This window comes from Streptomyces sp. NPDC058741 (assembly GCF_042746715.1).
Classification (GTDB): Bacteria; Actinomycetota; Actinomycetes; order Streptomycetales; family Streptomycetaceae; genus Streptomyces.
Window position 1 is genome coordinate 1 of record NZ_JBHYQH010000002.1, and the last position, 25,141, is coordinate 25,141.

At 72.6% G+C, this 25,141-nt stretch carries 21 protein-coding genes and 2 pseudogenes; 11 read left to right on the top strand and 12 right to left on the bottom strand.

What is annotated here, in order from left to right; translation table 11 throughout:
* Nucleotides 1-91: 91 nt before the first annotated feature.
* Nucleotides 92-1,246: a cystathionine gamma-synthase gene (locus tag ACFW6P_RS01455; protein ID WP_386422620.1), complete on the bottom strand. Its 1,155-nt coding sequence runs from the start codon at nucleotides 1,244-1,246 to the stop codon at nucleotides 92-94.
* 173 nt (nucleotides 1,247-1,419) lie between these two features.
* Between ACFW6P_RS01455 and ACFW6P_RS01460 the strand changes: the two genes are divergently transcribed.
* Both ACFW6P_RS01460 and msrA read left to right on the top strand, forming a co-directional pair.
* On the top strand, nucleotides 1,420-2,538 hold the full coding sequence (locus ACFW6P_RS01460) for a hypothetical protein (protein WP_386351213.1): 1,119 nt from the start codon (nucleotides 1,420-1,422) through the stop codon (nucleotides 2,536-2,538).
* A 92-nt stretch (nucleotides 2,539-2,630) separates the two neighbouring features.
* Nucleotides 2,631-3,299 (top strand): peptide-methionine (S)-S-oxide reductase MsrA, encoded by a 669-nt coding sequence (gene msrA / locus ACFW6P_RS01465; RefSeq protein ID WP_386351216.1) that lies wholly within the window; start codon nucleotides 2,631-2,633, stop codon nucleotides 3,297-3,299.
* A gap of 39 nt (nucleotides 3,300-3,338) precedes the next feature.
* Here msrA and ACFW6P_RS01470 read toward each other — a convergent pair whose 3' ends face one another.
* A complete protein-coding gene (locus ACFW6P_RS01470; RefSeq protein WP_386351219.1) occupies nucleotides 3,339-3,902 on the bottom strand; it encodes a dihydrofolate reductase family protein in 564 nt (187 codons plus the stop codon).
* A 191-nt stretch (nucleotides 3,903-4,093) separates the two neighbouring features.
* On the opposite strand from ACFW6P_RS01470, the gene ACFW6P_RS01475 reads away from it, so the two are divergent.
* The 5 genes and pseudogenes from ACFW6P_RS01475 (at nucleotide 4,094) to ACFW6P_RS01495 (ending at nucleotide 10,468) form a co-directional block, all read left to right on the top strand.
* A complete protein-coding gene (locus tag ACFW6P_RS01475) occupies nucleotides 4,094-5,638 on the top strand; it encodes an MFS transporter (protein WP_386351221.1) in 1,545 nt (514 codons plus the stop codon).
* A 199-nt stretch (nucleotides 5,639-5,837) separates the two neighbouring features.
* Entirely contained in the window at nucleotides 5,838-7,223 is a 1,386-nt protein-coding gene (locus ACFW6P_RS01480; protein ID WP_386351224.1) for a hypothetical protein, read from the top strand.
* Nucleotides 7,224-7,285: 62 nt separating this feature from the next.
* Nucleotides 7,286-8,401, top strand: a complete 1,116-nt coding sequence (locus tag ACFW6P_RS01485) for an AI-2E family transporter (RefSeq protein ID WP_386351227.1) — start codon at nucleotides 7,286-7,288, stop codon at nucleotides 8,399-8,401.
* 60 nt (nucleotides 8,402-8,461) lie between these two features.
* Nucleotides 8,462-9,650: pseudogene (locus ACFW6P_RS01490) on the top strand (MFS transporter).
* 113 nt (nucleotides 9,651-9,763) lie between these two features.
* Nucleotides 9,764-10,468 (top strand): DUF4389 domain-containing protein, encoded by a 705-nt coding sequence (locus tag ACFW6P_RS01495; RefSeq protein ID WP_386351230.1) that lies wholly within the window; start codon nucleotides 9,764-9,766, stop codon nucleotides 10,466-10,468.
* A 172-nt stretch (nucleotides 10,469-10,640) separates the two neighbouring features.
* On the opposite strand, the gene ACFW6P_RS01500 is transcribed toward ACFW6P_RS01495, so the two are convergent.
* Both ACFW6P_RS01500 and ACFW6P_RS01505 read right to left on the bottom strand, forming a co-directional pair.
* Nucleotides 10,641-11,024 (bottom strand): VOC family protein, encoded by a 384-nt coding sequence (locus ACFW6P_RS01500; RefSeq protein WP_386351233.1) that lies wholly within the window; start codon nucleotides 11,022-11,024, stop codon nucleotides 10,641-10,643.
* Nucleotides 11,025-11,165: 141 nt separating this feature from the next.
* Nucleotides 11,166-12,206, bottom strand: coding sequence for an NAD(P)-dependent alcohol dehydrogenase (locus ACFW6P_RS01505; RefSeq protein WP_386351235.1), 1,041 nt, complete (start codon nucleotides 12,204-12,206; stop codon nucleotides 11,166-11,168).
* A gap of 180 nt (nucleotides 12,207-12,386) precedes the next feature.
* Here ACFW6P_RS01505 and ACFW6P_RS01510 point away from each other — a divergent pair, with 180 nt between their 5' ends.
* Nucleotides 12,387-13,295, top strand: a complete 909-nt coding sequence (locus ACFW6P_RS01510; RefSeq protein WP_386422623.1) for a helix-turn-helix transcriptional regulator — start codon at nucleotides 12,387-12,389, stop codon at nucleotides 13,293-13,295.
* Nucleotides 13,296-13,384: 89 nt separating this feature from the next.
* Here ACFW6P_RS01510 and ACFW6P_RS01515 read toward each other — a convergent pair.
* From ACFW6P_RS01515 to ACFW6P_RS01525, 3 genes and pseudogenes are all read right to left on the bottom strand, one after another.
* Nucleotides 13,385-13,692 (bottom strand): annotated as a pseudogene (locus ACFW6P_RS01515) (hypothetical protein); the annotation flags it as partial.
* A gap of 332 nt (nucleotides 13,693-14,024) precedes the next feature.
* A complete protein-coding gene (locus ACFW6P_RS01520) occupies nucleotides 14,025-15,290 on the bottom strand; it encodes an Ig-like domain-containing protein (protein ID WP_386422626.1) in 1,266 nt (421 codons plus the stop codon).
* A 247-nt stretch (nucleotides 15,291-15,537) separates the two neighbouring features.
* On the bottom strand, nucleotides 15,538-15,831 hold the full coding sequence (locus ACFW6P_RS01525) for a hypothetical protein (protein WP_386422629.1): 294 nt from the start codon (nucleotides 15,829-15,831) through the stop codon (nucleotides 15,538-15,540).
* A 148-nt stretch (nucleotides 15,832-15,979) separates the two neighbouring features.
* Between ACFW6P_RS01525 and ACFW6P_RS01530 the strand changes: the two genes are divergently transcribed.
* Nucleotides 15,980-16,294, top strand: a complete 315-nt coding sequence (locus ACFW6P_RS01530) for a hypothetical protein (protein ID WP_386351245.1) — start codon at nucleotides 15,980-15,982, stop codon at nucleotides 16,292-16,294.
* A 57-nt stretch (nucleotides 16,295-16,351) separates the two neighbouring features.
* On the opposite strand, the gene hutH is transcribed toward ACFW6P_RS01530, so the two are convergent.
* From hutH to ACFW6P_RS01545, 3 genes are all read right to left on the bottom strand, one after another.
* Nucleotides 16,352-17,938: a histidine ammonia-lyase gene (gene hutH, locus ACFW6P_RS01535; protein WP_386351583.1), complete on the bottom strand. Its 1,587-nt coding sequence runs from the start codon at nucleotides 17,936-17,938 to the stop codon at nucleotides 16,352-16,354.
* A gap of 102 nt (nucleotides 17,939-18,040) precedes the next feature.
* Nucleotides 18,041-19,189, bottom strand: coding sequence for a diguanylate cyclase domain-containing protein (locus ACFW6P_RS01540; protein ID WP_386351248.1), 1,149 nt, complete (start codon nucleotides 19,187-19,189; stop codon nucleotides 18,041-18,043).
* Between the two features lie 140 nt (nucleotides 19,190-19,329).
* A complete protein-coding gene (locus tag ACFW6P_RS01545) occupies nucleotides 19,330-20,130 on the bottom strand; it encodes an enoyl-CoA hydratase/isomerase family protein (RefSeq protein ID WP_386351251.1) in 801 nt (266 codons plus the stop codon).
* A gap of 215 nt (nucleotides 20,131-20,345) precedes the next feature.
* Here ACFW6P_RS01545 and ACFW6P_RS01550 point away from each other — a divergent pair, with 215 nt between their 5' ends.
* On the top strand, nucleotides 20,346-21,029 hold the full coding sequence (locus ACFW6P_RS01550) for a hypothetical protein (RefSeq protein WP_386351254.1): 684 nt from the start codon (nucleotides 20,346-20,348) through the stop codon (nucleotides 21,027-21,029).
* A gap of 94 nt (nucleotides 21,030-21,123) precedes the next feature.
* Here ACFW6P_RS01550 and ACFW6P_RS01555 read toward each other — a convergent pair whose 3' ends face one another.
* Both ACFW6P_RS01555 and ACFW6P_RS01560 read right to left on the bottom strand, forming a co-directional pair.
* Nucleotides 21,124-22,230 carry an adenylate/guanylate cyclase domain-containing protein gene (locus ACFW6P_RS01555; RefSeq protein WP_386351257.1) on the bottom strand — a complete coding sequence of 369 codons (1,107 nt, stop codon included), beginning with the start codon at nucleotides 22,228-22,230 and terminating at the stop codon, nucleotides 21,124-21,126.
* Between the two features lie 327 nt (nucleotides 22,231-22,557).
* Nucleotides 22,558-23,424, bottom strand: a complete 867-nt coding sequence (locus ACFW6P_RS01560; RefSeq protein ID WP_386351260.1) for a biotin--[acetyl-CoA-carboxylase] ligase — start codon at nucleotides 23,422-23,424, stop codon at nucleotides 22,558-22,560.
* 110 nt (nucleotides 23,425-23,534) lie between these two features.
* Here ACFW6P_RS01560 and ACFW6P_RS01565 point away from each other — a divergent pair, with 110 nt between their 5' ends.
* Nucleotides 23,535-25,139, top strand: a complete 1,605-nt coding sequence (locus ACFW6P_RS01565; RefSeq protein ID WP_386351263.1) for an acyl-CoA carboxylase subunit beta — start codon at nucleotides 23,535-23,537, stop codon at nucleotides 25,137-25,139.
* Nucleotides 25,140-25,141: the final 2 nt, after the last annotated feature.

Genomic DNA, 25,141 nt, shown 5'->3' on the forward strand with positions numbered 1-25,141 from the left:
ATCTCCCCGGCCCATTCCCCCTGCATGCCTACAAGACTGGCCCCAACTCCACCGAGCCGGGGCCAGAACCCGCAACATTTTCAGTGATCTTCTAGCCGAGCGCCTGCTGCAGGTCCTCCAGCAGGTCGTCGGCGTTCTCGATGCCGACGGACAGCCGCACCAGGTCGCCGGGGACCTCCAGCGCCGAGCCGGCCGCGGAGGCGTGCGTCATGCGGCCGGGGTGCTCGATCAGCGACTCGACACCGCCGAGCGACTCGCCGAGGGTGAACACCTCGGCGCGGTTGCACACCTCGACGGCCGCCTCCTCGCCGCCCTGGACCCGGAAGGAGATCATGCCGCCGAAGGACCTCATCTGCTTGGCGGCGACCTCGTGGCCGGGGTGCTCCGGCAGGCCCGGGTAGAGCACGCTCGTCACGCGCGCGTGCCGGGTGAGCATGTCGGCGACCTTGGCGGCGTTCTCGCTGTGCCGGTCCATGCGCACCGCGAGCGTCTTGGTGCCGCGCAGCACCAGCCAGGAGTCGAAGGGCCCGGCGACCGCGCCCATGGCGTTCTGGTGGAAGGCCAGCTCCTCGCCGAGTCCGGCGTCGGCGGTGATCAGGGCGCCGCCGACGACGTCGGAGTGGCCGCCCATGTACTTGGTCAGCGAGTGCACCACGATGTCCGCGCCGAGCGAGAGCGGCTGCTGGAGGTAGGGCGTGGCGAAGGTGTTGTCGACGACGAGGCGGGCGCCCGCGTCCCGGGCGACGTGGGCGACGGCGGCGATGTCGGTGATGCCGAGCAGCGGGTTGGAGGGGGTCTCCACCCATACGACCTTGGTCCTCGGGGTGATGGCGTCCCGGACGGCGGCCGGGTCGGAGGTGTCGGCGACCGACCACTCCACGCCCCAGCGGGCGACGACCTTGGCGAACAGGCGGAAGGTGCCGCCGTAGGCGTCGTTGGGGATGACCACGTGGTCGCCGGGGCTGAGCAGCGTGCGCAGCAGGCAGTCCTCGGCCGCCAGCCCGGACGCGAACGCGAGGCCGCGGCGGCCGCCCTCCAGGGCGGCGAGGTTCTCCTCCAGGGCGGTCCTGGTCGGGTTGGCGCTGCGGCTGTACTCGTAGCCGCCGCGCAGTCCGCCGACACCGTCCTGCTTGTAGGTGGAGACCTGGTAGATCGGCGGGACGACCGCGCCCGTCTGCGGGTCGGCGGTGTTGCCCGCGTGGATCGCGAGCGTCTCGAAGTGCTGACTGATGTGCCTGTCGCTCATGGGCACCGAGGGTAGTGCGCCGACGGGGCGCGTGCCCGGGACGGCCGGACACGGGCCCCGCGGCCGGTCTCCCACCGGTTGTCCCCAGGGCGGCGGGGGCCGCCCGTCCGGGTTTTCCACAGGTTCGGGGAGCAGGTTGGCCAAGGGACGGGGCCGTCTGGTTCGCTTGTGGCATGGAGATTCTCTGGGTCCTGATCGCACTGGTCATGCTGGGCTTCGTGCTGCTTCCCCTGCTGCGGCGCAGGCGCGGTGCGGTCGGGCTGGTCCCGCCCGACCACCCGGACGCGGCGGACCCGGCGAACTACGGCTTCGTCCGCGAGGAGGAGCTCGACATCCGCATGCCAGGCCCCGACCAGGACCTGCTGGACGTCCTGGAGGTCGTGCAGCGCACGCAGGACTACCGCGCGGCGCAGCAGCTCCTCGCGGGCACGGAGACGGAGGGCGAGCGGCGCTGGCAGCGTGTGCAGGCCTTCGCGGGGGCGGCCTCGCTGGAGCTCGCGCAGCGGCCCGGCGGGGTGGGCGAGTCGCCGGGCGGGCAGTGGCTGCGGGTGTGGCGGGCCGAGGCGCCCAAGGACGCGGGCGGGGCGGCGGTGCAGGCCGAGTTCCTGGTGCAGCAGGCCTGGCGCACGGCGACGCCCGGCACGGACGAGTTCCGGATCATCATGGAGGAGGCGAGATCGGCGTGCGCCGACGCGGCCCTGCTGGCCCCCGGCGATCCGATCCCGTACATCGTCGAGCTGTCGGTGGCCCGCGGGCTGAACCACGCGCAGAGGGACTTCGAGCAGCTCTGGCTGAAGATCCTGGACCGCGCCCCGGCGCACATGGGCGCGCATCTGGCCGCCCTGCACTACTGGTGCGAGAAGTGGCACGGCTCCCGTGACCAGGCGTACGCGTTCGCGGAGGCCGCCGCGGCCCGGGCCCCGCGGGGCTCGCTGCTGGCCGCCATGCCGCTGTTCGCGGTCTTCGAGCACCTGCCCGACGTGACGCTGGTCAGCAGCTTCTGGCAGTCGGAGGTCGTCACCAAGGCGGTGCACGGCGCGCTGCACGCGGTGCACTCGGCCCGCCCCGACGACCCGATGCTCGCGCACGTGCGGCACATGCTGGTGTTCTTCCTGGTCCGCGGCGAGCGCTGGTCGGAGGCGATGAACCAGCTGGTGCACATCGACGGGCACGTGGGCGCCCTGCCCTGGACGCTGTCGCCCGACCCGGCGGCGGAGTTCGCGGTGTTCCGCGCGCTGGCGGTGGCGGGCTACGAGGCGAACGGCGGCAATCCGGCGAGCCTGCCCCACTGAGGCGGGGCCGGAATTCCCTCCGGCCGCCGCGCGTTGTACGGGGCGTCGCCCGCCCGTGGGCGCCGCCCCCGATGGAGACCGCTGGAGACCGCATGTTCCTGCACAGCCGCACACCCCAGCTGCCGACCCCCGAGCAGGCCCTGCAGGGCCGCCCGGAGCCGGCGTTCACGGTCCCCGACCGGCACACCGTCCTCGGCAACCCGCTGCTCGGCCCCTATCCCGAGGGCATGGAGATCGCCGACTTCGGCCTGGGCTGCTTCTGGGGCGCCGAGCGCAAGTTCTGGCAGCTCCCGGCCGGCGTCTGGACGACCCTGGCCGGCTACCAGGGCGGCTCCACCGAGAACCCCACCTACGAGGAGGTCTGCTCGGGCCTCACCGGCCACACGGAGGTCGTGCGCGTGGTCTACGACCCGGCGCTGATCTCGTACGAGCGGCTGCTGAAGACGTTCTGGGAGTCCCACGACCCCACGCAGGGCTTCCGCCAGGGCAACGACGTGGGCACGCAGTACCGCTCGGCGATCTACACCCACACCCCCGAGCAGGACACCGCGGCCAAGTCCTCCCGGGAGGCCTACCAGAAGGTCCTCACCTCCGCCGGGCACGGCGGCATCACCACGGAGATCGTCGCGGCGGAGGGCCGGCCCTTCTACCCGGCGGAGGGCTACCACCAGCAGTACCTGGACAAGAACCCGGCCGGGTACTGCGGCATCGGCGGGACGGGCCTCTCCTGCCCGATCGGCGTGGCCCCGGCAGGCGGCTGAGGTCCGGTCGCGGGCGGTGCCGGCAGACCGCCGGCGCCGCTAACGCACCACGCGGTGGCGGAGGTAGACGAACCTCGAGTTGAAGGTGCGGGTCTCGACGAGTTCGAGATCCACCCGGCGCTCCTCGCGCGGGAAGAAGGGGATGCCGCCTCCGACGAGCACCGGGTGGACCACGGCCCGGTACTCGTCGATCAGGCCCGCCGCGGCCGCCTCGGCGGCGAGAGTCGCGCCGCCGATGGCGATGTCGCCCTCCCCCGGCTCGGCGCGCAGCCGCTCGATCTCCTCCGCCACTCCGCCCGTGGCCAGGCGCGCGTTGCCCTGCACCTCCGACAGCGTGGTGGAGAACACCACCTTCGGGAGCGGGTTCCAGAGCGCCGTCCACGCGCGCTCGGCGTCGTCGAGCGCGCGTTCCTGTTCGGCGGTCTCCCAGGACAGCATCGTCTCGTACAGCCGTCGTCCCAGCAGGTGGACGCCGACCTCCCGGATCTCGTCGATCCAGAAGCGGAAGACCTCCGGGTCGGGCGCCGTCCAGTCGAAGCGGCCGTCCGGGCCGACGATGTAACCGTCCAGGGAGACACCCATCGAGTAGGTCACGCTGCGCATCGGAGTTCCTCTCTCGGTGACGGGTTCGGCAACTACGACCGCCGGACGGCGCGGAACTCATCGGCGGGGCCTGCACCGGTTGACCCGAACGCCGGGCTTCGGCGCGCGTCGGCCCGCGCGGACCCGGTCGCCCCGCGGTGGCGGGGTTAGCCTCGACCGGCACGCGTCGAGGGAGCCCCGGAGGTGTCGCGGTGCCGGCAGTCGGGTCACGCACCGCAGCGGCTCGGCTGCCGCTCGTCCTCGGACTCGCCATCGCCTTCACGATCACGGTCCTCGACCCCCTGGTGCTCAGTCTCAACCTGCCGGAGGTGAGCCGGGCCCTCCACGTGCCGCCGCAGTACCTCGGGCTGCTGGGGGGAGCGGCGACGCTGGTGATGGCGTCCCTCGTCCTGGCCGCGGGCAGGATCGGGGACTCCTTCGGGCTCAAGCGGATGCTGATGCTGGGGCTGGCCGTCGCGACGGTGGCGAACCTGCTCGCCGCGCTGTCTCCCGGTTTCGGCTTCCTGCTGGCGATGCGCTTCCTGGCCGGGCTGGGGATGACCCCGATGCTGGGCGTGCCGCTGGCCCTGCTGAAGACGTCCGTGGCGCCCGGGAGGCGGCCGGTGGCCATCGGCGTGCTGATGGCCACCGACGTGATCCTGTGCGGCACGGCCCCCGCGGTCACGGGCTGGGTGGTGGCGGCCGTCGGCTGGCGGTTCCTGTTCCTGATCACCCCACTGCTGTGCCTGGTCTCGCTCTGGCTGATCGCCCGCCATGTCCCGGAGGCACCGCTGCGGCGAGGCGGCCGTCTCGACGTGGTCGGCATCTGCCTGATCGGGACGACCATGCTGGCTCTCGTCGTCAGTCTCTCCGCGGCGCAGAACGGCGTCTTCCGCCCTCAGACCTGGGGTCCGCTCGCTGTCGGCGTGGCCGGTGTCCTGCTCTTCCTGCTGCACGCGCGCCGGACCCCCGATCCCGCGCTGGACCTGGCGCTGTTCCGCAGCGCGCCGTTCAGCGTGGCCCTGATGGCGACGCTCACCGTGAACTTCCTGATCGCCGGGCTCGGGATCGTGCTCGGGCAGTTCGGCAGCAAGGTCCTGTCCCTGTCCCCCGAGGCCATCGGCCTGCTGTACCTGCCCGGCACCCTGCTGATCGCCGGTGCGGTGATCCTGGCCGGACGTCTGGTCGGGGCGTACACCCCGCGGCCGGTGATGGCCGGCGGACTGCTGGTGATGGCGGCCAGCGCGCTGCTGCTGGCGGGGACCGCCGGTCCCACGATGGCGGTCTGGCTGATCGTGCTGGTCACCTGGCTCTGCAACCTCGGCTCGGTGGTCGCGTCCGCGTCGGTGTCCGAGACGGTCCTCTCCCAGGCGCCGCCCGGGCAGTCCGGCACGGTGGCCTCGGTCCAGATGGGCTTCGCGGTGACCGGTGCCGCGTTCGGGCCCACCGTCTACCTGCTGCTGCTCAACTTCTTCTTCCAGCGGCAGTGGCTGGCGGACGCCGACTCGCGTGACATGTCGGCGAGCGATGCCGGGCAGGCCGTGGACGCGGTGCGCAGCGGCCTCGCGCAGAGCCCGGGCAGCACCGTGTACGACCCGAACCTGCTGCGTCAGGCCTCGGGGCTGGACCTCGGGCTGGACTTCGCCGGGGGCCTGCGGCTCACCATGCTGACCGTCAGCTTCCTGCCGCTCGTCGTGGCCGTGGCGGCCCTGGTGCTGATGCCGCGCGCCAAGGGGCCCCGGGCGCGGGGGTCCTGAGCTCCGGGGTGGGTCCGGTTCACCCGAGTGGTGGGTCGGCCGTGGCGCTCCTACGGTGAAGGGGGGAGCCGCCCGCCGCGAGCGGGGACGTGCGCCCCCGGCCCCCTCGCCCCGCGGAGCACCTATGGTCCTGCACCGGCATGCGGCGCTTCCCGCCCCGGCCCGTACGCTTCCCGCCCGGCCGGAACACGATGTGGTGGTGCGTACGTTCGCTCTCCGGGACCGTCCCGCCGGCCTGGACTACCGGGTGGACGTGGGCGGCCTGACGTTCACGTCCGCCCTCTCCTACGCATCGGTCCCGGCCTGGTCCGAGGTGTTCGCCGCCCTGCCCGTACGTCAGAACGGTCTGCGTCTGGTCAGCGCGCTGATCGCCTGGGACGCCATGCGGTTCCTCGCCCTGGGCGGCGAGCGTGTCGTCCTGCCGCCCGGGCTGTCCTGCGATGCCTCGGTCAGCGCGCTCTGGCGGCGGTGCTTCCTGAGCCAGTTCGGCGAGTGGCGGTACCGCAACAGGATCCGCTACCGCGACGGCGCACCGGCGCTGGTCTCCCCCGCGCCCGCGGCGGAGATACGGGGCGGAGGCCGCGCCCGGGACACCGGAGGCCGCGCCCTGCTGACCAACGGCGGCGGCAAGGACACCCTCGCCGGGATGATGATCCTCGGCAGGAGCGGGATAGACCACGACGTGTACGAGGCGTACCTGCCGGTCGGCGGTGACCACGACCTGCAGCGCCGGCTGCTGGAGAACCTGCGGTCGGGAGCGGATGCGCGGGGCGCCGAGGTGGTCCGCGTGCACGTCCGCGACGACTTCTACGACCGCCCGGCCGTCCGCTTCGCCGAAACCGGTGTGACGGCGGATCACTACCGGACCGACTTCGCCGTCGGGCACACGGCCAGCTATGTCGGGTACATGCCGATCGTGCTGCACGGGGGCTACGACCGCGTCTGGTTCAACATCGAGCGGTCCGCCGATGACCCGCACGTCGTGTGGGAGGGCGAGGAGATCAGCCACCAGTGGTGCAAGAGCAGCGAGTACCAGGCGATGTCGTCGCTGCTGTTCCCGGAACTCACCGGCTGCGACTGGTTCCAGGGCTTCGATTCCACCCTGCGCGGCCTCTACGACCACACCATCTACGGCATGGTCGCCACCCGGCCGGACCTTCTCCTGCGGACGCATTCGTGCAATTACGGCAAACCGTGGTGCGGCCGGTGCCCGAAGTGCTGCTTCTGCTACCTCATGACGACCGCGTTCCTCGGGGAGGACTACGCCCGCGGGCTGCTGGGCGTGCGGGACAGCCTGCTGGCGGAGCCGCACAACCTTCCCGTCTGGGAGTCCCTCATGGATCCCTCCCGGATCGCCTGGGAGTGCGTGCCGTCCCACCAGGAGATCCTGGCCGCGGTGGACCAGTGCCTCGCACGCGGGGTCGACCACCCGGTGCTGCGCCGGTACGCGCCCGGGCGCGAGCGAGCGGCCCGGCTGCGTGCCCGCTTCCTCGACGTCGACTGGTCACTGGTTCCCGCCCCCATCGCGGCAGCCGTGCGGGACCTGGCGCGCGGACCCGGCCGAGACACTTCCCCGGCTGGGTGAGCCGGGGAGGGCGGCGTCGCCGGCGCTACCGGGAAGACTTCGAGTGGCCGTAGGGTGCCTGGGTGACTGCCCCTTTGAGTTCCACGAAGACCCGGGACGCGCTGCGGACCTCCGCGCGGGTGTCCGCCGAGCTGCTGCTGCTCTTCGCCCTGTCGGCCGTGGCGCTGTGGCTGCTGGGCCGGATGTGGTCGGTGGTGTGGCCGCTCGTGGTCGGGCTGCTGCTGACCACGCTGACCTGGCCCGCGGCGCACTTCCTGCGGCGGCGCGGATGGCCGCCGGCGCTGGCCGCCTCAGTGGTGACCGTGGCTTTCCTGCTTCTCGCCGCGGGGGTCGTGGCGCTGATCGCCGTCCCCGTGGCCTCCCAGTCGGGTCAGCTGTCCGACGGGGTCGTCGAGGGCATCCAGCGGCTGCGCGAGTGGGCCGCCGGGCCGCCTCTGAACATCGGGGACGCCCAGATCGACCGGGCCTTCGACAGTGCGGTCGCCAAGGCCCAGGAGGGTCTCGGCAGCATGGTCGGCGCCGTCGTGACGGGCGTCAGCACCGTGGTGAACGGGGTCGTCACCGCCGTGCTCGCGCTCTTCCTGATGTTCTTCTTCCTCAAGGACGGGCCGCGGTTCCTGCCCTGGCTCGGCCGTCAGCTGCCGGGCCGACTGGCCACCGACGTGCCGACGGTGTTCGCCCGCGGCTGGGCGACGCTCGGCGCGTTCGTGCGGTCCCAGGCGGCCGTCGGACTGCTCGACGCCGTGCTGATCGGCCTCGGCCTGTGGATCCTCGGCGTCCCGCTGGTGCTGCCCCTGGCGGTGCTGACCTTCGTCTCGGCGTTCGTGCCGATCATCGGCGCCCTGTTCGCCGGCTTCGTCGCGGTGCTGATCGCGCTGGTCTCCAACGGCCTGACCGACGCGCTCATCGTGCTGGCGATCATCGTCGTGGTACAGCAGCTGGAGGGCAACGTCTTCCAGCCCATGATCCAGAGCCGCGGACTCGGCCTGCACGCGGCCGTGGTGCTGCTGGCCGTGACCCTGGGCGGCAGCCTCGCCGGCATCGTGGGCAGCCTGCTCGCGGTCCCCGTCGCCGCGCTGATCGCCGTGGTGTGGAACTACGTCCGTGAGCAGCTCGTCGACCCGGCGGTGCCGGTCACGGACCCGGACGGCGAGGCGGTCCGTCCCGTCACGCCGTAGCGCCCTGCCGGCCGGGCACGCCGCGCGGGCGGGCGGCGGCCAGCGGGTTACGGTCGGCGTATGGACGGCGATCACCCGGGTGGCGCCGGTGCCTGCTCGCCGGAGCGGTGTTCGCCGTGTGCATGGCCGGCACCACGCTGCCCACCCCGCTCTACCCGCTCTACCAGGACGAACTCCACTTCTCCGAGCTGACCGTCACCGTCGTCTACGCCCTGTACGCGTGCGCGGTCATCGGCGTGCTGCTGCTGGTGGGCAACGCCTCGGACGCCGTGGGCAGGCGCCCGGTGCTGGTGTGCGGCCTGGCGTTCGCGGCGGCGAGCGCCGTCTGTTTCCTGTCCGCGAGCGGCCTGCCCCGGCTCTATGCGGGGCGGCTGCTGTCGGGGGTGTCCGTCGGCCTGTTCACGGGCGCCGCCACGGCCTTACGTCATGGAGCCGCACCCCGGGGCGGCGCCTCCCGGGCCACCTTCGTCGCGACCGCCGCCAACATGGGGGGCCTCGGCTGCGGTCCCCTGCTGGCCGGAGTGCTCGCCCAGTACGCCCGCGGCCGCTCTACCTGCCCTTCGTGGTGCATCTGGTCCTGGTGGCCGTCTCGGCGGTCGTCCTGCTGCGGCTGGCGGAGACCGTGGAGGAGCCGCGGCCGCCGCGCACGGTACGGCCGCAGCGGCCCGCCCTGCCCGCGCAGGTGCGGGCGGTGTTCGGGCCGGCGGCCACGGCCTCCTTCGTGGGCTTCGCGCTGTTCGGGGTGTTCACGGCGGTCAGCCCGGCGTTCCTCGCCGAGTCGCTGGATCTGCGCGACCACGCCGTGAGCGGGGCGATCGTCGCCCTGGCCTTCTTCTCCTCGACCGCCGGGCAGCTGACGGCCGGCCGGGTCGGGGCGGGCCGGTCGCTGCCGGTGGGCTGCGCCGGGCTGCTCGGCGGGCTGCTGCTGCTCGCAGGCGCCCTGTACTGGGGCCTGGCGGCGCTGGTGGTGCTGAGCGCGCTCGTCGGCGCGACCGGGCAGGGACTGGCGTTCCGCGGGGCGCTGTCCGCGGTGGCCGACGCGTCGCCCGCTGACCGGCGCGCGGCGGTGATCTCGACGCTGTGCGTGGTGGCCTACGCGGGGATCTCGGTGCCGGTGATCGGCGTCGGGGTGCTGACGGAGCCGATCGGCCTGGAGGGTGCGGCGCTGGTGTTCATCGCGTGCATGGGGGTGCTGGTCTCGATCGCCGCGGGCCATCTGCTCCGGCAGCCGGTGCGGGCGAAGGCCTGAGCGGACGCCGTTGCGGCCCGCGCGGACGGACGAACCGGGCTCGCGGCGCACCTCCGGGCGTGTGAGCCTGGACGAGCCGTGGGGGTGCGGGGGTGCACGAGAGGAGTTGCCGGATGATTCCTGTCACCCCGTCGCCGGTGCGTCTGGAGGCGTACGTCGATCCCCGGCTGTCCCGCTGGATGTGGCTGGTGAAGTGGCTGCTCGCCGTCCCGCACTACATCGTGCTGTTCTTCCTCTTCATCGCGTTCGGCGTCGTGACCGTGATCGCCTTCTTCGCGATCCTCTTCACCGCCCGCTACCCCCGCGCGCTCTTCGACTTCAACGTCGGGGTGCTGCGGTGGAACTGGCGGGTCGCCTACTACGCCTACACCGCACTCGGCACCGACCGCTACCCGCCCTTCACGCTCGCCGACGTGGCGGACTACCCGGCCCGCTTCGACGTCGTCCACCCCGAGCGGCTCTCGCGCGGGCTGGTGCTGGTGAAGTGGTGGCTGCTGGTGATCCCGCAGTACGTCGTCGTCGGGATCCTGCTGGGCGGCTGGGGCTGGGGCGAGGAGGAGAACGAGGGCTGGGGAGGAGGCGGGCTGATCCCCTTCCTCTCGCTGGTCGCGGTGGTCGTCCTGCTGTTCACCGCCCGCTACCCCCGGCACCTCTTCGACCTCCTCATCGGCCTCGCCCGCTGGGTCGCGCGGGTGTCCGCCTACGCCGCGCTGATGACCGACCAGTACCCGCCGTTCCGGCTGGACCAGGGCGGCCGGGAGCCGGAGCGGGGCGCCCCTCCGCCGCCTCCGCGCACCTCGCCGCTGTCGAAGGACTGACCGCGCACGTGCTCCGGTCCGCACCGGAAGCGGTGCCTCCCCGCCTACGCTTCCCGCATGCGTCCGCTTCCCCCGCTCCGCCCCCTCCAGGGCAGCCGGTGCGCGGCCCGGCGACGGCGCGCTCCACCTCCCGCCCGGCCGTTCGGCGGGGCCCTGACGGCGACGCTCGCCGTCAGCCGCCGCTGCCGTAGGGCCTGGTGATGATCTCCAGGCTGTGGCCGTCGGGGTCGTCGAAGTAGGCGCCGCGGCCGCCGTCGTGGTGGTTGATCTCGCCGGGACGGCTGTGGAAGGGGTCCGCCCAGTACGTCAGGCCGGCCTCCCGGATACGGCCGAAGATCTCGTCGAACTCCTCCTCCGAGACCAGGAAGGCGTAGTGCTGCGGCATGATCGCGCCGGGGGTGTCCATGTAGTCGAGCGTGACGCCGTTGGAGATCTCGACCGGCAGGAAGGGGCCGTAGGGCGGGCCGACCTCGAGTCCCAGGAGGTCGGCCAGGAACCGGGCCGAGGCGCGTTTGTCGTGGGCGGCGACAATCGTGTGGTTGAGCTGCACGGTCATGGCTGGCCTCCCCTTCTGGGCTCCCCTGGACCACTCTCCCGTGTATACCCCTCCGGCTCCGGTGCGACACGGTCCGGCGGACACGCCGAGTGCCCCGGCCGCACACCCGGCCGGGGCACTCGTCCTGGGGCGTCGGATGCGTCAGATGGTCGCCGTGTCGATCACGAACCGGTACCGCACATCACTGCTCAGGACCCGCTCGTACGCCTCGTTGATCTGGTCGCCGCGGATCAGCTCGATCTCGGCGCCGAGACCGTGCTCGGCGCAGAAGTCCAGCATCTCCTGGGTCTCCGCGATGCCGCCGATCATGGAACCGGCGAGCGACTTGCCGCCCCCGATCACCGAGAAGAGGTTCAGGGAGACGGGCTCCTCGGGGGCGCCGACGTTCGCCAGGGTGCCCTCGGTCTTCAGCAGCGACAGGTAGGCGCCGAAGTCCAGCGGCGCCGAGACCGTGGAGACGATCAGGTCGAAGGTGCCGGCCAGCTCCTCGAAGGTCTTCGGGTCGCTGGTGGCGTAGTAGTGGTCCGCGCCCAGCCGCAGGCCGTCCTCCTGCTTGCGCAGGGACTGCGACAGCACGGTCACCTCGGCGCCGAGGGCGTGCGCGATCTTGACACCCATGTGGCCGAGGCCGCCCAGGCCGACGATCGCGACCTTCTGGCCGGGGCCGGCGCCGAAGCGCCTGAGCGGCGAGTACAGGGTGATGCCGGCGCACAGCAGCGGCGCTGCGACGTCGAGGGACAGGCCGTCGGGGATGCGGACGACGAAGTTCTCGTCGACGACGACCTTCTGCGAGTAGCCGCCGTAGGTGGGCTCGCCGTCCTTGCCGATGCCGTTGTACGTCGGGACGTTGCCCTGGACGCAGTACTGCTCGCGGCCGGCCTTGCAGTTCTCGCACTCACGGCAGGAGTCGACCATGCAGCCGACGCCCACGCGGTCGCCGACGGCGAACCTCGTCACACCGGAGCCGACCTCGGAGACGACACCGGCGATCTCGTGGCCGGGGACCATCGGGAAGATGGCCTCGCCCCAGCCCTCGCGGGCCTGGTGGATGTCGGAGTGGCAGATGCCGGCGAACTCGATGTCGATCAGGACGTCGAACTCGCCGACCTGGCGGCGCTCGATGGTGGTGCGCTCCAGGGGAGCCTTGGGAGCGGGTGCGGCGTACGCAGCGACTGTGGTCATGCCGGGTTTCTCCTCAACGACGTGATGTGCCCGGCTGCCTTCTGGATCTTCCGGCCGGGCACACTGTCCACCGTGCCGGAAGCGCGGGCCCGCACCCAGACCACGGTCTTGCGTACGTACGGCGTGCGTACCACTGGCGGGGTCAGGCTCGTATGCGTACGAACAGGTTTACTGGAGGGCATGGACGAACAGCCCGAACCCGTGCCGGTGGCCGGTGGCGGCCTGGACCGGCGCACCGAGCTCAGCGAGTTCCTGCGCACCCGGCGTGCCCGGCTGAAGCCGGAGGACGTGGGGCTGCCCGACTTCGGGCGGCGCCGGGTGCCGGGGCTGCGCCGGGAGGAGCTGGCACAGCTGGCCGGCATGTCCGTGGCGTACTACACACGGCTGGAGCAGGGCAACGGCCACAACGTCTCGGCCGAGGTGCTGGACGCGATCGCCCGGGCCCTGCGGCTGAGCGACGCCGAGCACGCGCACCTGACGCACCTGGCCAAGCCGAAGCAGCACAGGAAGAGGACGGTGGCGCGGGGCCGGCAGGTGCGGCCGGCGCTGCGGCACCTGCTGGACTCGATCGACAGCGTCCCGGCGTACGTGGTCGGGCGGCGCTCGGACGTCCTGGCCTGGAACCGGATGGCCGCGGCCCTCTTCGGCGACTGGGCGGAGCTGCCGGCCCCGGAGCGGAACTGGGCGCGGATGGTGTTCCTCGAGCCGGAGTACCGCGAGCTGTTCGTCGAGTGGGAGCAGAAGGCGTCCGACATCGTCGGCTACCTGCGCATGGACGCGGGCTGCCACCCGGACGACCCGCAGCTGTCCGCGCTGGTGGGGGAGCTGTCGGTGAAGAGCGAGGAGTTCCGCCGCCTGTGGGCCGCCCATAACGTCAAGGAGAAGAGCTACGGCGTCAAGCGCCTGCGCCATCCCCTGGTCGGTGACCTGACCCTCTCCTTCGAGACGTTCCGGCTCGTCGACGACGCCGAGCACTCCCTGATCACGTACCACGCGGAACCGGACAGCCCGTCCGCGGAGGCCCTGCGCCTGCTGGCGAGCTGGGGGGCCGACGCGACACGCGCGGGAGCCGGGAACCCGGCCCCGTAGGACGCGGGAACCCGGCTCCGCGGGACGCGGACGGCCCGCCGGAGGCCGAGGCTTCCGGCGGGCCGCTCACCGGCGGGCCCTGCGGCCCACTTGCCGTAGGAGGCGTCGTGGATCGAGATCGTCGACTTGTTGCCCTTCCTGTCGGCGATCTTGGCGTGGAAGGAGATGGCCTTCCCCTTCGCCGGGTTGGTGACGGTGATCTTGCCCTTCGTGACGGTGAGCTTCTTCCAGGTCCTGCCGAAGCCGTACGACACGTACACCGACGGGACTTGAGGTTGGCGCCCTTGGCGGCGCCCTCGACGGTGACCGGGACCGGCACCTTCCCGCCGGCCGGCGCCTTGCTGTCGAGGCCCGCAGCGGCGTGGAGGCGGGCGGTGGAGGCGGGCAGCTGCGACCGTGGCCGCGTACGCCCTTCTCACTCGTCTGCGCACGTTTCCCCCTTGCAGAAGTACCGGGCGATGTCCCCGTTCACCCGGCCGGGGGTGGTCTCGTAGGCGTGCTCGTACGCACCCGGGAACACGCCGTATGCCGAGGGGTGATCAGGTGCTCAGCAGAGGAGGTGGAGGCGGTGATCCCGGCGGCCCGCTGTTACCCGGCCGCCAGAACTCCGTTACAGAGCATGGCAGTTGAGATCGCGCGTTCTCCTTTACGGAGAAAGGCCGCCGCCCGTCCCCGCGTACGGGAGGGGCGGCGGCCTTTCTGCCGGTGGGTTGGTGGGCCGGCGGTACGTCAGACGGCCGAGCCGGCCTTCCAGTCGGCCCAGTTCATGTTCCAGCCGTTGAGGCCGTTGTCCGGGGCGATGGTCTTGTCGCCGGTGTTCTCGACGACCACCACGTCACCGACCATCGAGTTGTTGTAGAACCAGGCGCCCGGCGTCTTCGGGTCGTTCGCGCCCTTGACGTCCTGCAGGCCGACACAGCCGTGGCTGGTGTTCACGCTGCCGAAGATGGACTTGGCGCCCCAGTAGTTGCCGTGGATGAACGTGCCGGAGCTGGAGAGGCGGATGGCGTGCGGCACGTCCTTGATGTCGTACTCGCCCTTGCCGTCGTCGTCCGTGAAGCCCACGGTCGCGCCGTTCATGCGCGTCTCCTTGAACTTCTCGGACATCACCATGATGCCCTCGTAGGTCTTGTTCTCCGGGGAGCCGGCCGAGATCGGGATCGTGCGGACGACCTTGCCGTCCTGCGTGATCTTCATCTGCTTGGTCTTGGCGTCGACGTACGAGACCTGGTTGCGGCCGATCTTGAAGGTGACCGTCTTCTGCTGGACGCCGTAGACGCCCTTGGCACCCTCGACGCCGTCGAGGGCGAGCTCCAGCGTGACGGTGGAGCCTTCCTTCCAGTAGTCCTCGGGCCGGCAGTCCATCCGGTTGGCGTTGAACCAGTGGCAGGCGACCTCCTGGCCGCCGGTCGTGCTGACCGTGATGCCCTTCTGGACCGCGGCCTTGTTGGTGATCGCCTTGTCGAAGTTGATCGAGACCGGCATACCGACGCCCACGGTGGTGCCGTCGTCCGGGGTGAAGGTGCCGATGAAGCTGTTGGCCGGGGAGACGGTCGTGAACGAGGCGTTCTCGTGGGCGACGCGGCCCTCGGAGTCCTCGGCCTCCGCGGCGAGCTTGTACGTGGTCGAGCGCTCGAGCTGCGAGCTGGGCTTCCAGCTGGTCTTGTCGGCGGATATCTGGCCGCTGACCTGCGTGCCGTCGGAGGTGGTCATCTTGACGGACGTGAGCGTGCCCTTGCTCACGGTGACGGCCGCGGAGTTGTTGATCGAGGCGTTGTCCGAGCCGTCCTCGGGCGTGATCTTGATCTGGGCCTCGGAGGTCTTCTTGGCCGCGGCCTCGTCGACCTTCGACTGGGAGCTGTCGCCGCCGTCACCTCCCGAGGCGCCGTCGTCCCCGCCGGAGCACGCCGAGAGCACCAGAACTCCGCCGAGCAGTGCGGACGCGACCGTCAGGCCCTTGCGCCGCTTGCTGACCGTCATCACACGCTTCTCCATCGTTGCCGATCCCCAAAACCCCGGGTGTCCCGGTCGAAATCCAAGTGCCCCCGCCGGAACCCGTGAGTCCTCGTCGAGAACCTTCAACGCTACGACCGGGCCGTCCGGTTCCCCAGGCCGCGCAGGTGTGGGGATCACCACGTCCTGGCCGGACGGGGCGGGTGAGGCTCGTGCGGTCGGTGCGACGCTTGAGACGCGCAGACCCCGGGCGGCGGTTGCCTCCCGGGGTCACGGGGTTCCGGGCCGGTCAGCCGTCGCTGTCGTCGTCGCCATCATCCTCGCCGAGGTCCCAGTCCGGCGCGTCGGGGTCGTGGTCGATCCGCTCGGCACTCCAGGAGGCCTGCTGGAGCTCGACCCCGGGGACCTCGCTGACCAGGTCGAACGGGTCCACGAGGTAGGCGAGGGCCTCCGCCGTGTCCTCCGTCACAGTGCCCTCGGCGTGTGCCCGTTCCGTCTCGGGCATCGCGCTGTCGCCGGCGATCCGGCTCAGCGCGGACTTCGTGACCGCCTCGGCGTCCTCGACCTCGAGAACGAGCTCCACGCGAAGCCGTACAAAACGTGATGTCTCAGGTGTGCTCATGGCGGGAGCGTACGGCCAGAGCCTCCTGTGACTTTCCCGTGACCCGCGCCTTTCACTAACATCGCCCCACACGGCCAATTCGCCGACGTCTCAAGGGGATCGATATTCCGTGTCATCCGCTCGCCGTCCGTTGCTGACCGCCACCGCCGCGGCGTCCCTGCTGGGCGCCCTGTGGTTCGTCCCGTCCGCCAACGCGACGTCGGCCGCCCCGGTGAGAGCCACGGTCGCGGCCGACCCGTCGCCCCAGGTGACGGAGCAGGCGCGGATCGCGGCCACGGCCTCGGAGGCCTCCGTGACGGGCACCCGTCTCGCCGACACCGGCAGCTTCGACAGCACGCCGTACGTCATCGGCGGGACGATCTGCCTCACGCTGGGCGCCGGATTCGTCGTGTACTCCGTCCGCCGGGAACGGCTCGGTCTCTGACCGCACTTGACGAGGGCGCCGGACGGCAAGATCGCCCGCCGTCCGGCGGGGCCGTTCCTACCGCAGCGGCCCCGTGACCTTCTCCACCGCGGCGAGCAGCCGCCCGTCGCGCAGGAACGCCTCCGCCGCGGCCAGGTCGGGCGCCAGGAACCGGTCCGGCCCGGGCCCCCCGACCCCCGCCTCCCGCACGGCCTCGACGACCGCCCGCGTCGCGGGCGCCGGGGTCAGCCCCTCGCGCAGCTGGACCGCGCGCGTGGCGGCGTAGAGCTCGACGGCGAGGACCCGGGCGAGGTTGTCCACGGCCGTGCGCAGCTTGCGCGCCGCCGACCAGCCCATGGAGACGTGGTCCTCCTGCATGGCGGACGACGGGATCGAGTCGGCGGACGCCGGTACGGCGAGCCGCTTCAGCTCGCTGACCAGCGCGGCCTGCGTGTACTGAGCGATCATCAGGCCCGAGTCCACACCGGCGTCGTCGGCGAGGAACGGCGGCAGGCCGTGACTGCGGTTCTTGTCCAGCAGCCGGTCGGTGCGCCGCTCGGCGATGGAGCCTAGGTCGGCGGCGGCGATGGCGAGGAAGTCGAGCACGTAGGCGACGGGCGCCCCGTGGAAGTTGCCGTTGGACTCCACCCGTCCGTCGGGCAGCACCACCGGGTTGTCCACCGCGGACGCCAGCTCCCGCTCCGCCACCAGGCGGGCGTGGGCCAGGGTGTCCCGCCCGGCCCCGGCGACCTGCGGGGCGCAGCGCACCGAGTAGGCGTCCTGGACGCGCGGGGCGTCGTCCTGGTGGTGCCCGGTCAGGCCGGATCCCTTCAGCACGGCCAGCATGTTGGCGGCGCTGGCGGCCTGCCCCGGGTGCGGCCGGATGGCGTGCAGTTCGGGGGCGAGGACCTTGTCGGTGCCGAGCAGGGCTTCCAGCGACAGGGCGGCCGTGACGTCGGCGGACCGGTAGAGCGTCTCCAGGTCGGCCAGGGCCATGACCAGCATGCCGAGCATGCCGTCGGTGCCGTTGAGGAGGGCGAGGCCCTCCTTCTCGCGCAGTTCGACCGGCTGGAGGCCGTGCGCGGCGAGGAGTTCGGCGGCCGGGCGCACGACGCCGTCGGGGCCCTCGGCGTCCCCCTCGCCCATCAGCGCGAGCGCGCAGTGGGACAGCGGGGCGAGGTCGCCGGAACAGCCGAGGGAGCCGTACTCGTGCACGACCGGGGTGATACCGGCGTTGAGCAGGTCGGCCATGGCCTGCGCGACCTCGGGCCGGACGCCGGTGCGCCCGGAGCAGACCGTCTTCAGCCGCAGGAACATCAGGGCGCGGACGACCTCCCGCTCGACCCGCGGCCCCATGCCGGCGGCGTGCGAGCGGACGATGTTGCGCTGCAGCCGCGCGCGCAGCTCCGGGCTGATGTGCCGGGTCGCCAGGGCTCCGAATCCGGTGCTGACGCCGTAGACGGGGTCCGGCTTGGCCGCCAGCACGTCCACGATCTCGCGGGCCGCGGCGAGGGCGGCCACGGCCTCCTCGGAGAGGTCGACGCGGGCTCCGGCGCGCGCCACGGCGAGCACGTCGGACGCCGTGACCCCGGAAGCCCGCCCGTCGCCCACCACCACCCTTTCAGGGCCGCGCTGCGCGCCTTTCCCCTTCACCACAGTATGCATATCCATATTCAGGAGCGTACGCAGTGAATTCAACGATGTCACCATCCTGACGGGGCCCGCCCCTCACCGGTACGTCACACCGCTCGCGGGCGCCCGGCGGGGTCAGGGGGCGTGCCGGCCCCGGAAGCGGCGGCGTTCCCCCTCGGTCTCCTGCGACGGCTCGTCCGCGAGCCGGAGCACGGGGTCGTCGGGCCCGGCCCGCCCGGCGACGACCGGCCTGGCCGCCCGCTCCGCCTTGGCCCGGTACTGCGCGGCGTCGGCGAGCCGGAAGAGCCGGCGGGCGGAGCGCACGGTCCCGATCGGGTCCTCGGTGGAGGCGACCCCGCAGGCCACTCCGTCCCCGAGTTCCAACTCGGCGGCGCGCCGGCACAGTTCCTCGGCCGCCTTCACGACCTGGTCGGCGGGCGGCCCGACCGCGAGCAGGCAGAACTCGTCCCCGCCGAGCCGCGCGGCCAGAGCCCCCGGCAGCATGGCCCCGCACAGCGACAGCACCGACCCGAAGCGTTCGAGCAGCCGGTCCCCGGCGGCGTGCCCGTGGGTGTCGTTGACCCGCTTGAGCCCGTTCAGGTCGCAGACGACGAGGCTGACCACGGCCCCGTCCCTGCGGTGCCGCGCGACGGCCTGCTCCAGGCGGACGTCGACGGCACGGCGGTTGGCCAGACCCGTCAGCGCGTCGGTGAACGCGAGGCGGCGGGCCTCCTCCAGCCGCTCGGTCTGGGCGATGCCGGCGGCGACCACGGAGGCCAGGACGGTGGCGAAGTCGGCGTCGGCCCGGGCGAAGACGGGCTCACCGGCCGGGCGGGCGACATAGAGCTCGCCCCAGGCCCTGCCGTGCAGCACGATGGGCGCGACCACGCAGCAGCCACGGCCCCTGCGGCGCAGGGCGGCGACGCGCTGGTGACAGTACCCGGGCTGCCCGTCGGCGGGCCCCTCGGCGGTCTCCACCCACGCGTCGGGCTCCCCGCCCCCGGCCCACTGCTCGTGCAGGAACTCGGTGATCTCTGCGAACTGGTGGACCGGGTAGGCCTCGTCCTCCGGGAACTCCTCCTCGCCCTCGGCCAGCTCACCCACGTTGACGAGGACTTTCAGCCGCCCGAGGTCCCGCTCCCACACCGACAGCGCCGCGAAGCTCCCGCCCAGCGCCCGGCACGCCCCGACAGCCGCCGCACGCCACGCCTCACGCGACCCGTGCGCGGCCGCCATCCCCTGCGCCAACGCGACGACGGCCGCGAGCCGTCTGTCCTCACCCATCACCCCAGGCTAGGGACTTTTCAGCCAATCCGTCCGGTTGACGACGCGAACGGGGAGGACCGGGAGTTCACATCCGCGGGGCGGCGTTCACACACCCCGACGCCGCCGCACGGCCGCGGGCGGCCGTGCCGCCGCTCGGCTCACTCCCCCGGCCACTGCGGCGCGCGCCGCTCGTTGAACGCGGCCACGCCCTCGGCCCGGTCCCCGGAGAAGGCCGTCGTCCGCCACGCCGCGTCCTCCACTTCCAGCCCGGCCCGCAGATCCAGTCCCTGCCCGAGCCGCAACGCCCGCTTCGCCGCCCGCAGCCCCACCGGCGAGTTCCCGGCGATCCGCGCGGCCAGCTCCAGCGCCGCCTCCCGGTCCCGCCCCTCCTCCACGACCTGGTCGACCAGGCCCAGCCGGCCCGCCTCCTCGGCCTCCACCCGCCGCGCGGAGAAGATCAGCTCGGCGGCCCGGGCCGCGCCCACCCGCCGCGGCAGCAGCTGCGTCCCGCCGCCCCCGGGGATCACACCCACCGACACCTCCGGCAGCCCCACCACCGCCGTCCGGTCCGCCACGATCACGTCGCAGGCCAGGGCCAGCTCGAACCCGCCCCCGAGCGCGAACCCGTGCACCGCCGCGACCGTCGGCACCGGCAGCTCCAGCACGCCGGTGTACGCCCCGCGCGTCACCGGCCGCTGCCGCAGCAGGTCCGCGTCGGTGAACGCGTTCCGCTCCTTCAGGTCCGCGCCCACGCAGAACGCCCGTCCGTGCGTCGAGGTCAGGACGACCACGCGCACGTCCCGGTCCTCACCCAGCGCCGCGCAGGCCCCGGACAGGGAGCGCGCCATCCCGGTCGACACGGCGTTCATGGCCTTGGGCCGGTCCAGGACGAGCTCCGCCACACGCCCCTGCCCGTGCCGCCGCACCAGCACGAACTCCCCGAACCGTTCCTCACTCATGACACCCTCCGGTTAACGCGGGTTAACAAGGTCGACTCCCCGATCATCGCAGCCGCGCCCCGCACACGAAAGAGCGGACGCGGCCGGTTCCCGCACCACCCCGCCCACCCGTTCGGGTGACATCACCCCACGTCCTGCCCAAACCGCCCAGGGGAGCGCATAGCGTGCGTCCGCCACGGCGCACAGGGGGCGCATGCGCAGCGGGGAGGACCGTGATGACGACGAACACGCCGGCGAAGCCACACCGGCACACCCGGCTCCGTGCGCCCCACCGGCCGGGACCGGCCGCCGCCCACGATCCCGGCCCGCCGCGGACAGGGCCCTTCACCGCCCGCGTCCGGGGCCGCCACCGCAAACCCCGCCCCCGCAAGGTCCTCCTCGCCGCCGGCGGCCTCGCCCTGGCCGCGGGCGCCCTGAGCCTCGTACGTCTGACCGCGGGCCCCGCCCCCGACGGCACCGGCACGCCCGGAGCCGGGCCCCGCCCCGACCCCGTCGTCAGCGGCGCGGACAGCGCCTGGCACACCGCGGCGTCCCTGCCGACGATTCCCGGGGGGAGCCCCTCGTCACCCACCGCCCTGGGCGGCCTCACCCCGTCACCGGCCCTCAGCCCTGCACAGCCGACCGGCACGAGCACCTCCACCATCGGCCCGCAGGACACCGCGAAGCCCTCATCGGCAGCCGCACCCGGCTCCCCGGCCGCCCCCGGCACGGCGCACACCCCTGAACCGCCACCGCCCCGGGGCGACACCCGGAGCCCCGGCCCGGCCCGTCCCGCACCGCCGAGTCCGACCACGCCCCCACCGCCACCGCGGTCCGAGCACCCGGAGGAGCCGCATGAGACGGACCTGTGCGTGCCGATCATCGGCCTGTGCGTGGACACCCCGGTCGGCCACCCCTGATGAAGACCGCCGACGGCACCGCGCCCGGCCGCCACGGCACCGCGCCCGGCCGCCACGGCGCCCCGCCCGGCCGCCACGGCACCGCGCCCGGCCGCTACGGCGCCCCGTCCCGCCGTGTGAGCAGCCACGGCTCCACGACGCCCAGCCCGCGGACCGGCCGCTGCCACATCGGCTGCAGCCCGAACCGGTACACCGGTGGCTCCTCGCCCTCCTTCTCCGCCGCCGCGGCCTCCTCGGCCGCCTCCGCCTCGGAGGCCGGGGCGTCCTGCGTGCGGATCAGCTCCTCGGCGAAGGCCGTGTCGACGAGGACGGCGTCCTTCGGCGCTATCGAGGTGAGCCGGGACGCGAGGTTCACGGTCGTACCGAAGACATCACCCATGCGGGTGGTGACGGTGCCGAACGCCATGCCGACGCGCAGCTCCGGCATCGTCTCGTCGTGCGCCATGGTCTCGATCAGCCGCAGCGCGATCTCGGCGGCGGTGCCCGCGTCGTCGGCGGCGTACAGCACCTCGTCTCCGAGGGTCTTGATCAGCCGTCCGCCGTTCGCCGCCACCAGGTCGGCGGCCGTCGTCTCGAAGGCCTCGACGAGCTCGCCGAGCTCCTCCTCCTCCATCCGGCGGGTCAGCCGGGTGAAGCCGACCAGGTCGGCGAAGCCGACCGCGAGCCGCCGGTCGACCATCTCCTCGTCGTCCGCGGCCTGCACCACCCGCCCGGCCGAGGCGGCGAGCTGGCGGCGCCAGACGTAGACGAGGAACTCCTCCAGCTCCGGCAGGAGCAGCTCGACGATCGGATACGTCACCTCGGTGCGGGTCATGCCCGGCTCGGGCGGCTCGGTCAGGCCCTCCAGGAAGGAGTCGATCTGCCACTCGGCGAGCCGCGCGGTGGTCTGCCCGGTGGACCGGGCCACCTGCACGGCCATCGCCTCGCTCAGCAGCCCCGCCTCGACGAGACCGGCGAGCCGCCGCAGGGCCAGGACGTCGGCCTCGGTGAGGGCCTTGGCCTGCCCGATGTCGGCGAAGCCCATCGCCCGCCAGAAGCGGGAGGCCAGTTCCATGGAGACGCCGGCGCTGCGGGCCGCCTGGAACGGGGTGTAGCGGCGCTCGGCACCCAGGATGAGTTGTTCCAGCCGCAGGGCGAGCGGATCCTCGCCGGGGTCGACGCCCTGCGCGTCCGTGCCGGAGCCCGAGTCGTCGACGGTCACGCGTGCTGCCCTTCCGATCTGTCACGGTCATGTATCGACCGGCCTCAACTCTACGGCAGGTGTGCGCCAGCTCACTCCGTCAGGTCGGGCCGGGGGAGGTACCGGGCGTTCCCTCGAAAACCGGGCGTTGCGCCCCGGCCTCCCGGGGGCCGCCGCCCCCGGACCCCCGCTTCGGCCCGAACGGTCTCGTCCTCGATCGCCGGACGGGCTGGGTGGTGCTGGGCGGGGCGACGCCAAGCGCTGCGGGCAGTCGTGCCGCCAGGGGCGGGACGGGTGGGCGCGGCGGCACCCCGCGCCGCCGGGCTGCGGATCCACCCGGTCCCGTCCTCAGGCCGGCCGCAGGTGCACGATGTCCCCGGCACCGACGGGCTCCTGCACGCCCTCCTCCGTCGCCAGCACCAGCCGCCCGTCCCCGTCCACGGCCACCGCTTCGCCCACGACGGCCCGATCCCCCGGCAGCTCCGCCCGCACGGTCCGCCCGAGCGTCGCGCACCCCGCCGCGTAGGCCTCCTGCAACCGGCTCACCGCGGGGTCGCCCCCGGCCGCACGCCACGTGCCGTACCACTGCTCCAGCGCACGCAGCACCCCCCGCAGGAGCGGATCCCGGTCCGTGCTCACGGCCCCGGCCAGCGCGAGGGATCCCGCCGCCGGGACGGGCAGTTCGTTCTCCTTCAGGGAGACGTTGACGCCGACGCCGATCACCACGCCGCCGTCACCGGCCCGCTCGGCGAGGATCCCGCCGGCCTTGCGCTCCTCGCCCCCCACCGTGACCAGCAGGTCGTTCGGCCACTTCAGGGCCGTGTCCACCCCCGCGGCGCGGGACAGGCCCGTCGCCACCGCGACCCCCGTGAGCAGGGGAAGCCAGCCCCAGCGCTCCACGGGCACCTCGGCCGGTGTCAGCAGCACGGAGAAGAAGAGGCCGGACCGGGGCGGGGCCGTCCACTGCCGGTCCAGGCGACCGCGCCCGGCCGTCTGCTCCTCGGCGACCAGGACCGCCCCCTCGGCGGCCCCGCCCTTCGCCGCCCGGGCCACCAGGTCGGAGTTGGTGGAGCCGGTGCGCTGCACCACGTCCACCTGGGACCACAGCCCTCCCTCCCGCACCAGGCCCCGGCGCAGGGCGGTGCCATTGAGGGGCGGGCGGTCGAGGTCCGACCAACGGCTTCCGTGCGGCTCTGGTGCATCTCGCGGCGTCATGCAAGCCACCCTAGGTGTGGTAAACGCCGCACTGCCGATGTGGAGGGCCCCCACTACTCTACGGATGAGTAACCGTCCCCCCTTTTGAGCAGGCAGGGAGCCGCATCCCGATGTCCGAGCCGGAAGACCAGCAGCAGCCTGACATTCACACGACCGCGGGCAAGCTCGCGGATCTGAAGCGACGCATCGAGGAAGCGACACACGCCGGCTCCGCACGGGCCGTCGAGAAGCAGCACGCCAAGGGCAAACTGACGGCCCGTGAGCGGATCGAGCTCCTGCTCGACGAGGGCTCGTTCGTGGAGCTCGACGAGTTCGCCCGGCACCGCTCCACGAACTTCGGCCTCGACAGGAACCGCCCGTACGGCGACGGCGTGGTCACCGGCTACGGCACCGTCGACGGACGTCCGGTCGCGGTGTTCTCACAGGACTTCACCGTCTTCGGCGGTGCCCTCGGCGAGGTCTACGGGCAGAAGATCGTCAAGGTCATGGACTTCGCGCTGAAGACCGGCTGCCCGGTCATCGGCATCAACGACTCCGGCGGCGCCCGCATCCAGGAGGGTGTGGCCTCGCTCGGCGCCTACGGCGAGATCTTCCGTCGCAACACCCACGCCTCCGGTGTGATCCCGCAGATCAGCCTGGTCGTCGGGCCGTGCGCGGGCGGCGCGGTCTACTCCCCGGCCATCACCGACTTCACGGTCATGGTCGACCAGACCTCGCACATGTTCATCACCGGCCCCGACGTCATCAAGACCGTCACCGGCGAGGACGTCGGCTTCGAGGAGCTCGGCGGCGCCCGTACGCACAACGCGACCTCCGGCGTGGCCCACCACATGGCCGGGGACGAGAAGGACGCGATCGAGTACGTCAAGCAGCTGCTGTCGTACCTGCCGTCCAACAACCTCTCCGAGGCGCCGTCCTTCCCCGACGAGGCCGACCTGGAGCTCACGGAGGAGGACCGCGAGCTGGACACGATCGTCCCGGACAGCGCGAACCAGCCGTACGACATGCACACGGTGATCGAGCACGTCCTGGACGACGCCGAGTTCTTCGAGACGCAGCCGCTGTACGCGCCGAACATCCTCACCGGCTTCGGCCGGGTCGAGGGCCGCCCGGTCGGCATCGTCGCCAACCAGCCGATGCAGTTCGCCGGGTGCCTGGACATCAAGGCCAGCGAGAAGGCGGCCCGCTTCGTGCGGACCTGCGACGCCTTCAACCTGCCGGTGATCACCTTCGTCGACGTGCCCGGCTTCCTGCCCGGCGTCGACCAGGAGCACGACGGCATCATCCGCCGCGGCGCCAAGCTGATCTACGCCTACGCGGAGGCGACCGTCCCGCTGATCACGGTCATCACCCGCAAGGCCTTCGGCGGCGCCTACGACGTCATGGGCTCCAAGCACCTCGGCGCCGACCTCAACCTGGCCTGGCCCACCGCCCAGATCGCGGTCATGGGCGCCCAGGGCGCGGTCAACATCCTGCACCGCCGCACCCTCGCCGAGGCCGAGGCCGCCGGGGAGGACCTGGAGGCGGTCCGCGCCCGGCTGATCCAGGAGTACGAGGACACCCTCCTCAACCCCTACGTCGCGGCCGAGCGCGGCTACGTCGACGCCGTGATCCTGCCGTCCGAGACCCGCCGGCACGTCGTGCGGGGTCTGCGTCAACTGCGGACGAAGCGGGAATCCCTGCCTCCGAAGAAGCACGGCAACATCCCCCTCTAGCC

Bases quoted from the DNA above. Each gene is read 5' to 3' on its own strand.
- ACFW6P_RS01455 (WP_386422620.1), bottom strand. From the start codon at position 1,246: ATGAGCGACAGGCACATCAGTCAGCACTTCGAGACGCTCGCGATCCAC.
- ACFW6P_RS01460 (WP_386351213.1), top strand. From the start codon at position 1,420: ATGGAGATTCTCTGGGTCCTGATCGCACTGGTCATGCTGGGCTTCGTG.
- msrA (WP_386351216.1), top strand. From the start codon at position 2,631: ATGTTCCTGCACAGCCGCACACCCCAGCTGCCGACCCCCGAGCAGGCC.
- ACFW6P_RS01470 (WP_386351219.1), bottom strand. From the start codon at position 3,902: ATGCGCAGCGTGACCTACTCGATGGGTGTCTCCCTGGACGGTTACATC.
- ACFW6P_RS01495 (WP_386351230.1), top strand. From the start codon at position 9,764: ATGATTCCTGTCACCCCGTCGCCGGTGCGTCTGGAGGCGTACGTCGAT.
- ACFW6P_RS01500 (WP_386351233.1), bottom strand. From the start codon at position 11,024: ATGACCGTGCAGCTCAACCACACGATTGTCGCCGCCCACGACAAACGC.
- ACFW6P_RS01505 (WP_386351235.1), bottom strand. From the start codon at position 12,206: ATGACCACAGTCGCTGCGTACGCCGCACCCGCTCCCAAGGCTCCCCTG.
- ACFW6P_RS01510 (WP_386422623.1), top strand. From the start codon at position 12,387: ATGGACGAACAGCCCGAACCCGTGCCGGTGGCCGGTGGCGGCCTGGAC.
- ACFW6P_RS01520 (WP_386422626.1), bottom strand. From the start codon at position 15,290: ATGGAGAAGCGTGTGATGACGGTCAGCAAGCGGCGCAAGGGCCTGACG.
- hutH (WP_386351583.1), bottom strand. From the start codon at position 17,938: ATGCATACTGTGGTGAAGGGGAAAGGCGCGCAGCGCGGCCCTGAAAGG.
- ACFW6P_RS01540 (WP_386351248.1), bottom strand. From the start codon at position 19,189: ATGGGTGAGGACAGACGGCTCGCGGCCGTCGTCGCGTTGGCGCAGGGG.
- ACFW6P_RS01545 (WP_386351251.1), bottom strand. From the start codon at position 20,130: ATGAGTGAGGAACGGTTCGGGGAGTTCGTGCTGGTGCGGCGGCACGGG.
- ACFW6P_RS01550 (WP_386351254.1), top strand. From the start codon at position 20,346: ATGACGACGAACACGCCGGCGAAGCCACACCGGCACACCCGGCTCCGT.
- ACFW6P_RS01560 (WP_386351260.1), bottom strand. From the start codon at position 23,424: ATGACGCCGCGAGATGCACCAGAGCCGCACGGAAGCCGTTGGTCGGAC.
- ACFW6P_RS01565 (WP_386351263.1), top strand. From the start codon at position 23,535: ATGTCCGAGCCGGAAGACCAGCAGCAGCCTGACATTCACACGACCGCG.